Genomic DNA, 13,042 nt, shown 5'->3' on the forward strand with positions numbered 1-13,042 from the left:
TCATTTAATTGATATGAGATGAATAGATAATTAGTACAACCTATTGGTGATAAACTAATCATCTGAATACATATTATAATCAAACTATTCAGTTTTCATTAGACGAAATGTTAAAATAAGATAGCGCTTTCATTGACATATTGAAATTGGGGTGATAAAAGATGGAATTAACGATTAGAGCCATTTTACAACGGTCTGACTTTCAAGACACGGAAATAGTAGCAGGCAACAAAGGCTTGAATCGAAAAGTGAAATGGGTGCACATTGTTGAAATTGAAAATTTCGGTCATTTGCTTCATGGTCGGGAATTGATTTTGTCAACGGGGTCAGAATGGGCAAATGATAAAGAAAAAAGTTTATATTATTTACAACAGTTGCTAGATTTTAAAGCATCGGGGCTTTGTATTGATCTTAACGGGCGTAATCAAATTCAAAGTTTGCCCACCGAAATGTTAAAACTGGCCGAACAAAATGACTTTCCTATTATTCTTTTTAATCAAGAGGTCAAATTCATAGATATTACTAAAGATATTCATGAACTTTTACTTGGGTATCAAGAAAATTTTTGGTGGGAGTTGGAAAATTTAAATAAAGATTTCAACCATATTTTAGTGTCCAATGGTCCCATTGAAGCGTTTTTGAAAAAATTACATTTAACAACTAAGAAGCAAGTCGTCCTTGTTCATGATACGGGAGAATATTGGTTTTTCCCTTCTCCCACATCCAGCGTAAAGCAAAAAATAAAAACAGAATTAAAAACGAACAAGAACCATATGGATTACGATTTCACATCAATTTATTTTTTAAATGAACAAATTGCACAGCTCTACACCATAGAAGACACGAACATTTCTTTATTCAACCAACTTGCCATCAAGCGTTGTAGTGAATTTCTCGCGCAATATTTTTGGAAGCACCGTCAACAAACGGAAATTCATAAAGTTAAAAAGAATGAATGGATACTCGATGCCTTGCGTGGGGAAATATCCAGCGAGGAAACAATGATGAAAATGCTTCAAGAAAACACTTCAATACAGTTGAATGAAGTAAGTATCGCTGTCTTTCCATCTGCATCTAGCTCAATTACTAAACAAAACGATGAAAGTTTTTTTACCGAGACACTGATGTTCATTCGTACTATATTCAAAAATGAAGGGTACCACTTACTAGCAACTAAGGACCATAAACGCAATCATTTTATCCTATTATTAATAAATCAACGAAAACAAAAAAATATGTCCCACCGACTAAAGAGGGCTCTAAATAAAATAAACAATTTGAATGTCAATCCTTCGGTTTCTGAAAATCTAAAGTGGTTAAGTTTCGGTAAAACTGTGAAAAACTATGATCAAGTCCAAACAAGCTATCAAACCGCTTTATCTACGCTACATTTTCAAAAAAACATACAAAAACTAGAAGAGCCATTTTATCATAATCTTGCTTTATATCGACTAGTGGAACAAATATCTGATACAAATGAGCTAGAGGAGATAATTAACGATTATATCGGTCCCCTCCTAGATCACGATTTTAAAAAAGGGACAGAACTTTTAAAATCACTTCAAATTTATTTAAAAAACCTGGGTTCAAAAAATGAAACTGCACGCGAATTATTCATTGTACGTCAAACACTCTATCACCGATTAAATAAAATAAAAGAATTACTCGGAGAGGACTATATCCATCCCGAGAACAGAGTAATGATTGAATTTGCTATCTATGCAAAGAACTATTTGGAAATGAACGGTTTAAAACCACTAAGAGTATGATTGCTAATGATGCTAAAAAACCCTTGATTTCTCAAGGGTCTTTTAGCATCCAATCTTATTGACTTTCGTTAGGCAAACAAAGGACAACCGCAGTCATTAACTTATTCATGTCTCATAGGACACGGCAATATTATTCGACAAAATTCGGGGAGTGCCAGGCACCTAACGTAATGATGTATGTTAAAAAATGGATGTGGATGAAGTCATAAAAAGCCTTCCAAATGGATTAAACAGTAGACTTCAGGATAGTGGGGCGAATCTCTCCAGTGGACAAAAACAGCGGTTGTATTTGGCTAAAACACTTTTAAGCAACCCTTCTAACATCATTTTAGATGAAGCAACGAATCATCTCGATGCGAAAACGGAAGAATCCATCTTGGAAGCTTTAACTAAAATAAAAAATGAACAGAAACTTATTTTAATTATGATCAACCACAATAAAAATATGTGGAATTATGCAGACGAAACAGTTGAATTAGGTGAATACAGACGAGAGAAACACACACAAAAAGCTTAATAGAGAGAAATATTAAGCTTTTTGTGTGGATCTATAAGTCATGGAATTGACCACAGGGCACCCTGGGAAAGTCTGATTGTACGGTTAAAATGGCTGGTCCATTTTACGTAAGTAACGAATCAAAATCCCTCCTTGCTGTAGCTCAATCCTCTTTTATATTTATCTAGATGTAAATAGTTGCCCTAAGGAAAATTTAGATCAAAAAGTATACGTTATATTAATTTAGCTGAAAACGGTGTGGTGTGTGATTCGGACGCTGCCATGAAATTACGGACGAGGAAGCTCGCCTGCATTTGCTTTATCTGTTCGGCAAATCCTTTATTTTTAGCACAAACAGCCAGTTTATACGCTGGATCGAGTGCGTATTCTTTAACATAAAAGGTTTGTTTCCCGTTTTCAACCTCATATTGCCCAGAACGAATCGAAGGGGTGATGCTAAAAGCATCCATGGAATGATACAATCCTTTTCCAGTTGCTTTTAGGTAACTTTCTTTCAAGCACCATAACCGATAATAATATGCTAATCGCTCTATTTCTTCTTTGTTCAGCAATTCCGCATATTCATCAGGAGTGAAAAATCGTTTCGCTTTAGCATAATCAATCGGATTCATTTTTTCAATAGCAACCCCAACAGACGTTGAGCTGATACTGCAGACAACCCACTCTCCAGAATAAGACAGATTAAAGTGAAGGGGCCTACTTGACTTCAACAATGGTTTACCATACTCATTTTGATAAAAGCATAAATCACTGCTTGCAACTTGTAATTTTTTGCTTAACACATATCTGGCCAACAGGCCGCCGATTAATGTCCGATGTGCTGCCAGATTATTCTGTAATGCACGTATTCGATTTTCCCTTTCTACTGACAGATAAGTCGACAATTGATGAAATGTTTCTTGGTCAAGCATCTGATCCAAATGAACTGCATAAATCCTAACCAATCGACACACCATCCTTTATTTTCGAGGAGATCCCCCCTACCGCTAGGGCAGGAGTGTAACCCCCTCTTATTTTTCGACAAAATTCGGGAAGTGACAGGCACCTGCGATTTCTTTGTTGGTTGCGCCGGAGTTTTTGGCATTTTTTAAGTGTAAGTCCATGCAGTGGGTACATCCGGATGCACATGCAACAGCGACCGCAATGAGCGCTTTTTCTTTTGCGTCAAGTAAACTTGGCTGCTCATGCCGATGAGAGAATTCGGTAAATGCTTTTGAAGCAGCCTCACTTAAAGAGGAGAATGCCTGAAGTTTATGGAAATAAACAGACCGATACACCCTACCCTGGTCAACTTTACTGAAGGCGTTTAAGGAAACCACACCATGCGCGATATCTGCTCCCGCCTTTAAGGCTGCTGTGAGCTTGATCACTTTCACTGCTTCTTCTTTTGATACTACTTTATTTTCCGCATGATTAACATGAAGTTTAACATAATAAGGACACCCTGTTGTATGTGCAACCGCAATGATAATTAATTCTTTTAACTTTGGTGATAAGACGTCTGAATCCGGGCCCTCTGGATGAACAAAAAACGTCTGGTAGATATCCGAATTTTTATTTTTAATTTGTTCTAATCGCTTGAAATATGCACTTTTATATAGGGTGTCTTTATACATACTTTTTCCTCCTGTTCATCATTCATTTCTTATTCGACAAAATTCGGGAAGTGACAGGCACCTTCTAAGAAAGGTTCATGACGATTCTGCCGTCAATTTTTCCTTTTTCCATTCGGTCAAAAATATCATTAATATTTTCAAGAGGTTCGACTGTTAAATTGGCTTTGATCTTGCCTTGTGCTGCAAAGTCGATCGCTTCTTGTAGGTCTTTTCTTGTGCCAACGATCGAGCCTTTAACGGATACGCCATTTAATACAGTATCAAAAATCGGAATCGGCAATTCATCGTTCGGAAGAGCTACCGCTACCAGTGTACCGCCACGTTTGACAGATTGATAGGCTTGTTCGAACGGCTTTTTGGCAACAGCTGTACTGATCGCTGCTTGAACGCCGCCAACCTCTTCTTTCATTACCTGTGCAGGGTCCGCTTTTATGGAATTGATGACTTTATCTGCACCTAACTTTTTAGCAAGCGCAAGTTTATCTTCATGAATATCGACTGCAATCACGTTAAATCCCATTACTTTGGCATATTGAAGCCCAATATGTCCAAGACCGCCGATTCCAAAAATAGCTACCCAGTCCCCTGGTTTTGCGCTAGAGACTTTTAGAGCCTTGTACGTGGTCACTCCGGCACAAAGAATAGGAGCGATTTCTTCAAAACTGACATTTTCAGGAATCTTTGCCACGTAATCCGCTGGTGCCTTGCAATATTCAGCGAAGGTCCCGTCCACTGAATAACCGCCATTCTCCTGATCATGACATAATGTCTCTCTGCCAGTTAAACAATATTCACATTCGCCGCATGCAGAGTATAGCCACGGAATCCCAACCCGGTCACCTACTTTAATCGATTTCACACCATCAGCAACCTTTTCAACAATTCCAACACCTTCATGCCCAGGGATAACAGGAAGCTTCGGCTTAACCGGCCAATCACCCGTTTTGCAGTGCAGGTCCGTATGACAAACTCCAGTAGCTTTTATTTTGACCAGAATTTCACCGTGTTCCAGCTCAGGAACAGGCACCTCTTTGATTTCAAGATCTTTGGTAAACTCATTAACAACTGCAGCTTTCATGAAATAACCTCCTAAAATAATTTTAAGATATCGTTTCATGATGATACATGCAATTGTCATGCCAATAGAAAAAGTGGATCATTTCAACATGAAAGGGAGATGAAGTGCCAAAAAATCGGCAAGTCTGTCGAAAAGTCGGCTAACCTGCCAAAAAATTGGTATTGGTCTGGTTCGTAAAAGATTATCAACCGAAGAAACGGGCAAATCGACTGGAGGGATGAAATTTCAACCGGAGAAACGTGCAAATCGACCGGTGGGATTACCCCCTCACATATGCCAACGTTGCACTCGCTTTCCATTTCAGAAGCGTTTTTAATCTTCCTTATTTTTTTCATTCAACAGATAACGGAACTTTCGCTGGGAAATATTTAAGAGATGTGCCGCTTCTTTTCGGTTCCCATCAGCTTCAATGAGAGCCTGTTTCATAAATGTGGTTTCGACCCGATGCTCCAGTTCTTTAATCTGGTTTTCGATGTGATTAAAGTCAAAGTTACGAAGATCCTCCAGCGAATGGATCATATGATTTTCCCATGCGTTTAAAAAAGATTTCAGGTCTGTTGTGTCATCATCCGTTGTTTGGACTGGCTGGCTACTATTCTTTTCACGCGTTTGAATTTCATTTCCAAGAATAATTTTTTCTGGTAAATCAGCTGGCGTGATGGTTGTCTTTTCCCCATCCATTAGTGTCGTGAGCTGCGTTACAGTATTTGCAAGTTCGCGGACATTACCGGGCCAGCTATAGTTTTTTAGGAGATTCATCGCCTCATCAGAAAAGGTTAAGCTGGAACTATTTTTTTCAAGGAAATAAGAGACAAACAAGGGAATGTCTTTGTTCCGTTCTCGTAAAGATGGAATTTGCAGTTTTACCACATCCAAACGGTAAAATAAATCTTCTCTGAACTGTTGCTGACGAACCGTTTCTCCCAGATTCGCATGGGATGCGGCAAGGATGCGTGTATTTGTTCTCAAAGGTTTTTCTCCACCGACTCGCATAAATTCGCGTGTTTCCAGTACACGCAGCAATTTTACTTGGACGGCGGGAGTCATTTCTGCGATTTCATCCAACAGCAATGTCCCTTGGCTTGCAATTTCAAAAATGCCGCTACGCTGGTTGACGGCGCCCGTAAAGGCCCCTTTTTCATGTCCGAACAACTCGCTTTCGAGTAAAGCGTGGGACAGTGCGCCACAGTTAATTCCAATAAATGGCTGATCTCTCCTCGCGCTTGCCTGATGGATAAAGCGTGCCAAAACCTCCTTCCCTGTACCTGTTTCTCCTTCTATTAGTACGTTGACATTTTTAGATGCAATTTTATAAGCCAATGTAACCAAATGCTTCATTTCTGCCTGCTTACCAATGATAAATCCAACCCCATGTGCCAGACTTTCAATTGTATTTTCTGTGTAATCCTTATCATTGAAAAGTGCATCAATTTGAACTTCCAACTGATCGATATCTTCAAATGGTTTTTCAATATAATCATTTGCACCAAGCTTGATTGCCTCCACTGCCGTTTTTACCGTGCTATATCCAGTCATGATAATTACTTTGCACAATGGGAGCTTTTGCTTGATTTCTTTTAATAGATCCAGTCCATTCGCATCCGGCAGCCTAACGTCGAGCATCGCAAGTCCAAACTTGTGATCGTTTAATAAATCCAATGTTTGTTTTCCACTTTCGGCCACACTAACACGATAGCCTTTCTCTTCTAATAAAAACGATAAAAAATTGCCAACTTCCTGCTCATCGTCAACGACTAATATGTTATCCATGCACATCCTCCCCATTTTCTTTTTTCGTGTGGGAAGGAATCATGAAGCAAAAACAGCTCCCCTGTTCTTCCCTATTACAAATCTCAAGTATTCCACCATGTGACTTTGCAATGCCAAGGCTTACCGACAGTCCCAAGCCTGTCCCTTTCATCGCTTCCTTTGTCGTATAGAAGGGATAAAAAATGTCATCTTGTTTTTCCACTGGGATTCCTCTCCCGTTATCCGAAACGCTAAGCATGACCCAGCTTGAACCTCCCCTCTCCTGTACACTTGTTTTGATCGTTATATTTTTGTTTGAATGGGTACATGCCTCTAGCTCGTCTTTGGCATTCATAAGCAGATTAATAACGATTTGTTCGATTTGCTGCATATTTCCTTCAACGAATGGAATATCATGGTTCAATTGCTTATTAAGTTGAATATTTTGCCGCTCTATTTGATAACCAGTTAAGCTAATGACTTGTTCCACCGCCAGATTGACCGAACATGTTTCAAAGCGTAAATCATCCTGTCTAGAAAAAGTAAGCAGATTGCGAATAATTTTTTTGCTTCTTTCCCCGCAATTATAAATAGCTTCCACCATACGGTATGGCTGATCTTGTTTATCCAATTTCCGCATGAGCAATTGGGAATTTCCGAGAATGGCAGTTAACGGACTGTTGAGTTCATGGGCTACCCCTGCTGCCATTTCGCCAATGGCGGCCAGTTTTGCCGATTGCATGAGCTGTGATTCCATATGAACTCTTTCGGTGACATCCTTCATATTAAGAATCGACCCAATGGTGTCTTGCGTTTCCTCATGGTAAACAGGTGATATCGACACCGCAAAAATACGGTCATTTTTTAGTCGAATTTGCTTCGAAACGGAGCTTTCCTTGAGGTGACTTTGCCTTAGAAGTTCTTGATTCTCATCATCAGACAGAGAAAAAACGCTTTGTATTGTTCTTCCATTTATTTGTTGATCCGGCAGTTGGAGAAGTTTGGAAACTGCTGCATTGAAACGCTGGATGACACCATTTTTATCCACAACAATGAGAAGATCCTGTACACCATGAAACGTATCTTCCCATTCCTTCTTGCTCTTAACAACTGCATGGTACAAGCGTGAGTTTTCAATACATACGGCAAATTGATCTGCCAGATGCTGAAAAAATGCCAAGTCTGCTTCATGGAATGTGATGTTTTCTTTACTACCAAGACAGAGCACACCTATCACACTTCTTCTTGAAATCAGAGGGATTACACAATTACTCTTTATTTGTAGTTGCTCAAAAGCCTTTTCTTCCAGGTACGATCCCATATGTTTATTTTCAGGTACGATCCCATATGTTTATTTTCAGGTGTTCGACAAATGATCCTTTTTTCTTTAATCACTTGCCAATAAAGGGAGTTTTCATCATGAATTTCACACCCGACTGGCCTTAAGAAGCTGCTTGTGGGATAGACATTTTTTTAAAACAAGCTGGCTATCTTCCAGCATCGCAAAACTGAGTCTAGATAAACGAAAAATCGGCTTTAGTTTTTCTAGCAGATTTTTAAGCATCGCATCAATCGACATATCCAAATCAAAACTTTTCATCATATCATTAATGATTGCTAGTTCTGCGTTTTTCTTCTGCATTTGCGCCATCGTTTTCTTCAGCTCTGTATAATAACTTTTTTTCGAGGACTTGATGCCTGTTAGTGATTCAATAAGATCTTGTTTACGCTGCATAGGTTTTCCTCCTTACAAAGCCAGACGAAACAATTCTTCGACATCACGAATCGTTACGTCTCTGGGGTTAGTAATCATGCATGCATCCTTTATGGCAATCTGACTCATGACAGGAATAGCGCTTTCATCCAGCCCCATCGCCGATAATGTTGTAGGTGTTCCAATGTCCCGAGCTAGCTTTCTTACATAGGAAATCGCTTTTTTCCCGGCTTCCATGGCCGTTAAGCCGTTGATGTTTTCCCCCATCATTTCTGCCATAACGGCAAATTGTTTCGGGGCTGCCAGCAGGTTGTACTCCATGACGTAGGGGAGCAACACAGCATTGATCTCTCCGTGTTCTAAGGAAAAACGTCCTCCAATCGCATGAGACATGGCATGTACAGCACCAAGGATAGCGTTTGAAAAAGCAAGTCCAGCCTGCAAACTTGCCATGGCCATTGCATTTCTCGCTTCTTTATTGGACGTTGAAGCAACTGAGGGACGCAAATATTCAGAAACAAGGGAAATGGCATTTTTCGCCTGTACGTCTGTCAACGGAGTTGCAGCAACACTGACATAAGCTTCAATTGCATGGGTTAAAACGTCCAGTCCGGTAGAAGCAGTGAGTGCAGCGTCTTTCGTTGAGAGCGTAATCGGATCCACAATCGCAATATCTGGAATAAGCGATTTCGAAACAATTGTCAGCTTCTTTTTTAATCCTGTATCAACAATGATTGAGAATTGAGATACCTCCGAACCTGATCCAGCGGTTGTAGAAACCATGACAAGCGGCGGCAGAGGCAGGTCGATTTTATCAACACCTTCATAATCGTGAATATTGCCACCATTTGTTGCGATAATAGCAATCGCCTTCGCTGCATCCAGTGCGCTCCCTCCGCCAACACCAACAACAGCGTCACATTCGTTGTCAAGATATACCTTAACTCCGCGATGAACTTCCTTATCTTTCGGATTGGAAGTTATATCACTAAATACGGTGCAGGCAAGATTGGCATCCTGGCAGTTTTTCACCACCTTTTCTCCCCAGTTCGCATGCATCACACCATCATCACAGACAATAAGCACTTTTTGAGCACCAAGCCTCCTACAGCTTTCTCCCACTTGATCCACAGCTCCATCTCCAAAAATAATTTCCGGTGTAACAAATTTGCTGATATGCATGAATAACGCCCCCATCCCTATTATTCTAGCTTTCTCATAAATCTGAAGTTTTTCCCTCTTATCCGGAGCTCATCGTACAAATACAACGTTTTCTTTCAGTTTACTTGACGCGTTTTTTTCTGTCTAGTGGATTGGATGTTAAGGTGCGTTGTGCTCCACTCGAGCAATAACGCTCCGGACTCGCGCAGTTTCATGCCTCACTCGAGCGGCAGCTACATGAACTCGAGCGGCTCCATGCCTTGCTCGCGCGATAACGCTACTAAGTCGAGTAATAATACCCAAAACTCACGCAGCACTTCTACCCCTAGCTATCTATAAATTTGTCACACATCCATAGGAAGATAGTCTATCTATACAAACTACACCTTACTCACACCATCCCACTCCCAAAAAAGCAGACTGCCTCATCAGAAAGAAGGAAGTCTGCTTCATTGTTTAAAATGCTTTAATTGGACCACATCCAATCCGTTTCCCGGAATCTCCGGATGGCTGTGAGCGGTAATCATCGGGATTTTGGTGGATCATAACCGATCTTCCGACCACATCTTGGGGGCGGAACCGATTTGTAAAAAATGTCATTCTTGCGTAACCATCATTGGAAAAAAGTACTGGAAAATCCCCTGCGTGATTGCCGTGGGGCTGATTATCGGGATTCCAGTGTCCACCTGCTGCTTGGAATGGATCTGATTCATCTCCTACTGTACAGTTTGCATGTTTATGAATATGGAAGCCGTGGGGGCCGATGGGATCCTGATCTCCTTGTGCAGGTTGATACGCAGGCAGGCCTGCTACTTCCACGGTTACCTCTGTCCCATAAGGAACCTCCATAAATGTGACGTACCCATGGAGGTTTGGAGCAAGCTCGCTTCCTCTTATTTGTGCAAATGCTCTTGTTACCTCTTGCCTGACTGGGTAGTACATTTGATATGGATGATAATGATAAGAATACATATTTATATTTCCTCCCTGATTCTTGGTGACACACTATTTTATGCCCAGGGAGCCCACTTCGTGAAAGGTGGTTAAAAAAGGGCTAGAGATTTTTTATCTAATCTCCGCTATTAACAAGGAGTGATCTGAAAAATTTTCAATTCGTTCGTGGTGGGAGAGGCAGCATTCCGTCAAACGACCGGAGAGATCCGGTGATAGGAAAATGTAATCCAAACGAAATCCGTTCTTTTTATGGCTATACCATGTATAGTCCAGTGTATCTTTGTGTATTTGTTTCCAGGCGTCGGTCCATCCGTTTGCTTCCATTTTCATGATAAAATTACTATATTTCTTTGGTGCGCGTTTCTTTTCATCACTTCTTGCGGTATTAAAATCCCCTGCAACGATGGAACGGATACCGGATCTGCGTTCACTATGCTCAAGGATTTGCTCCCAAAAAAATTGCTTGTCATACGTTTCATTCACATTTGGGACATGGACCCCTAGTAAAAATAAGTGATGGGTCGGGAGATATACTTCGTTCCAGCGGTGGGATCCATGCTCGTTGGAAAAAGGGACTTCACAAGTTTCGAGTGGATAAGTGGATAAAATAAGAATACCATTTTCTCGGTTTGGCGGATCGGATGACTGGATATGATGCCACCCTGCTTGCCTCAGCTCCGAAGTAAGAAACGCACCTGTCTGATTTTGCTTGTATTCTGTCAGCACGATCACATCAGCCCGGTGCTCCTTGAGTGAATCAACAATTTGAAGGATTGCCTTTTTTCCGCCCTGGCGTATATTCCACGTTAAAACTTTTAATCGATGCATCAATGCTAATCCCCCCCTTAACGGAGACCGATGGCATTAACCGGACCCCAGATTGTTATGTAGGAAGCCATACGTGGCTGTTTGATAAAGCAGCCCTCCCTATCCTTCCTTTCATATGTTCAAGAGGGATGAGCTTTTTAAAATGATTAATTGTGGATAAAACCTGTGGATATCTGTGTTTTATCTTGTGGATTTTGTGTATAACCTTGTTAATTACTTATTTGATCCTGTTAACGATGTGTATAAAACTGTGTATAAAATTTAAACAAGCTATAGTTTATAATGGTTATTACCACATTTTTTTAAAAAGAGAAGGAGAGCAGGTGAGCAAGAACTTAGTCATGTTTCCTTTCAGGCACATTCAAATGTAGGAATGGTAAAAGGATTTGGAAGAATGAAAATTACTTTGATGCAGAAGCACCATGTATCCGTTGAAACGAATATAGGGGAAATTAATATTGTCGAACGGGGATAAAGGGGGCAGGCGAGGAGCTGTCCCCCTTTATTTCTTTTTTCGACAAAATCCGAGGAGTCCCCTATCTCACAAGCTGATTTACTTGAGAAACGATGCCCACTACCAATTCACGTGCGGATAACCTTTTGCTTAACCGAGACCCCTGCCCGCTCCAAAGGCTCAGCCACTCCGGCCTATCTTGCTTTGCCGCTTCTGTGCGGATTTCCTTTGTGAGCGCGTTTTGTACGGGATAACTCGGCAATTCTTTTTCATATGGCGCCATTTTCGTCATGAATTCATTTTGAATGCCTCGTGCCGGCTTCCCGCTGAATACGGAGGTGATCTGCGGCTGATCCTCTGTGCTGTTTAAAATTGACTCGATGTGCTGCTTTTTCGCCCCGCTTTCCAGACTGGTGACAAAGGCTGTTCCCATCTGGACGGCCTGGGCACCAAGGGTGAGTGCTGCGAGAACTCCCCGCCCATCCATAATGCCCCCTGCTGCAATTACCGGGATACCGATATGATCCACGGTTTGCGGAACAAGCGCCATTGTGCCAACCATCGCCTCACCAAAAGGAATCGAGAAAGTTCCGCGGTGACCACCTGCCTCACTGCCCTGCACGACAACCATATCCACTCCGATTTCTTCATTGATCATTGCCTCGTTGACCGTTGTTGCAGTACCTACGAGTGTAATATTTTCCCGTTTTAGCTGTTGAATGATTGCTTTTGAAGGAACACCGAATGTAAAACTGCAAACAGGTACTTGTTCCTCGATAATGATCTCCAATTGTTGTTCAAAAAGAGCAGTCGATGGCTTTCCCACAGCCGGTTCCTTCAATTTTAGCTCTTCGCGAAAAGGACGCAGCCATTCATTCACCTTTTCCAAATCCACTTCAGATACTTCTGGAATTTCTGGTATGAAGACATTAACACCAAAGGGCTGATCCGTTAATGCTTTAACCTTCTGAATCGTCTGCTTCATCTGCTCCGGTTGCATATAGCCTGCACCTAAGTTTCCTAACCCACCGGCGTTGGAGACAGCAGCTATCAATTCTGGTGTGGTCACACCCCCGGCCATTCCTGCCTGGATAATTGGATAAGCAATTCCCAACTTTTGCGTAAGCTCATTTTTATTCCACATGCAACTTATTCCCCCTATCAGTTGTTCAACTTTCAAACGGTTTCTAAAAATGCTTTAT

At 41.1% G+C, this 13,042-nt stretch carries 12 protein-coding genes; 2 read left to right on the forward strand and 10 right to left on the reverse strand.

Features of this window, described 5'->3' with window-relative positions; translation table 11 throughout:
• Window positions 1-161: 161 nt before the first annotated feature.
• Together GZ63_RS0102145 and GZ63_RS0102150 are read left to right on the forward strand one after the other, a co-directional pair.
• A complete protein-coding gene (locus GZ63_RS0102145) occupies window positions 162-1,769 on the forward strand; it encodes a PucR family transcriptional regulator (RefSeq protein ID WP_029266403.1) in 1,608 nt (535 codons plus the stop codon).
• A 187-nt stretch (window positions 1,770-1,956) separates the two neighbouring features.
• The gene (locus tag GZ63_RS0102150) at window positions 1,957-2,286 is read left to right on the forward strand and encodes an ATP-binding cassette domain-containing protein (RefSeq protein WP_051681356.1); all 330 of its coding nucleotides are present in this window, start codon (window positions 1,957-1,959) and stop codon (window positions 2,284-2,286) included.
• 212 nt (window positions 2,287-2,498) lie between these two features.
• Here the strand turns inward: GZ63_RS0102150 and GZ63_RS0102155 are convergent, their stop codons facing one another.
• The 10 genes from GZ63_RS0102155 to GZ63_RS0102195 form a co-directional block, all read right to left on the reverse strand.
• On the reverse strand, window positions 2,499-3,230 hold the full coding sequence (locus GZ63_RS0102155; RefSeq protein ID WP_029266407.1) for a 4'-phosphopantetheinyl transferase family protein: 732 nt from the start codon (window positions 3,228-3,230) through the stop codon (window positions 2,499-2,501).
• A 66-nt stretch (window positions 3,231-3,296) separates the two neighbouring features.
• The gene (locus tag GZ63_RS0102160) at window positions 3,297-3,902 is read right to left on the reverse strand and encodes a carboxymuconolactone decarboxylase family protein (protein WP_051681357.1); all 606 of its coding nucleotides are present in this window, start codon (window positions 3,900-3,902) and stop codon (window positions 3,297-3,299) included.
• A gap of 64 nt (window positions 3,903-3,966) precedes the next feature.
• Window positions 3,967-4,980 (reverse strand): alcohol dehydrogenase AdhP, encoded by a 1,014-nt coding sequence (gene adhP / locus GZ63_RS0102165; protein WP_029266412.1) that lies wholly within the window; start codon window positions 4,978-4,980, stop codon window positions 3,967-3,969.
• A 312-nt stretch (window positions 4,981-5,292) separates the two neighbouring features.
• Complete coding sequence (locus GZ63_RS0102170; protein ID WP_029266414.1) at window positions 5,293-6,750, reverse strand: sigma-54-dependent transcriptional regulator; 1,458 nt, start codon at window positions 6,748-6,750, stop codon at window positions 5,293-5,295.
• The gene (locus tag GZ63_RS16295; protein ID WP_084178906.1) at window positions 6,743-8,050 is read right to left on the reverse strand and encodes a GAF domain-containing sensor histidine kinase; all 1,308 of its coding nucleotides are present in this window, start codon (window positions 8,048-8,050) and stop codon (window positions 6,743-6,745) included. The genes GZ63_RS0102170 and GZ63_RS16295 overlap by 8 nt, the downstream gene beginning before the upstream one ends.
• Window positions 8,051-8,155: 105 nt before the next feature.
• Window positions 8,156-8,464 carry a hypothetical protein gene (locus GZ63_RS18265; RefSeq protein WP_051681359.1) on the reverse strand — a complete coding sequence of 103 codons (309 nt, stop codon included), beginning with the start codon at window positions 8,462-8,464 and terminating at the stop codon, window positions 8,156-8,158.
• A gap of 12 nt (window positions 8,465-8,476) precedes the next feature.
• Entirely contained in the window at window positions 8,477-9,625 is a 1,149-nt protein-coding gene (locus GZ63_RS0102180; protein WP_029266416.1) for an iron-containing alcohol dehydrogenase, read from the reverse strand.
• A gap of 435 nt (window positions 9,626-10,060) precedes the next feature.
• The gene (locus GZ63_RS0102185) at window positions 10,061-10,576 is read right to left on the reverse strand and encodes a superoxide dismutase family protein (protein ID WP_029266418.1); all 516 of its coding nucleotides are present in this window, start codon (window positions 10,574-10,576) and stop codon (window positions 10,061-10,063) included.
• 93 nt (window positions 10,577-10,669) lie between these two features.
• A complete protein-coding gene (locus tag GZ63_RS0102190; protein WP_156947661.1) occupies window positions 10,670-11,386 on the reverse strand; it encodes an endonuclease/exonuclease/phosphatase family protein in 717 nt (238 codons plus the stop codon).
• 536 nt (window positions 11,387-11,922) lie between these two features.
• Window positions 11,923-12,984 (reverse strand): NAD(P)H-dependent flavin oxidoreductase, encoded by a 1,062-nt coding sequence (locus GZ63_RS0102195; RefSeq protein ID WP_029266422.1) that lies wholly within the window; start codon window positions 12,982-12,984, stop codon window positions 11,923-11,925.
• Window positions 12,985-13,042: the final 58 nt, after the last annotated feature.

The organism is Virgibacillus alimentarius (genome assembly GCF_000709085.1).
Taxonomy (GTDB): Bacteria; Bacillota; Bacilli; order Bacillales; family Amphibacillaceae; genus Virgibacillus_B; species Virgibacillus_B alimentarius.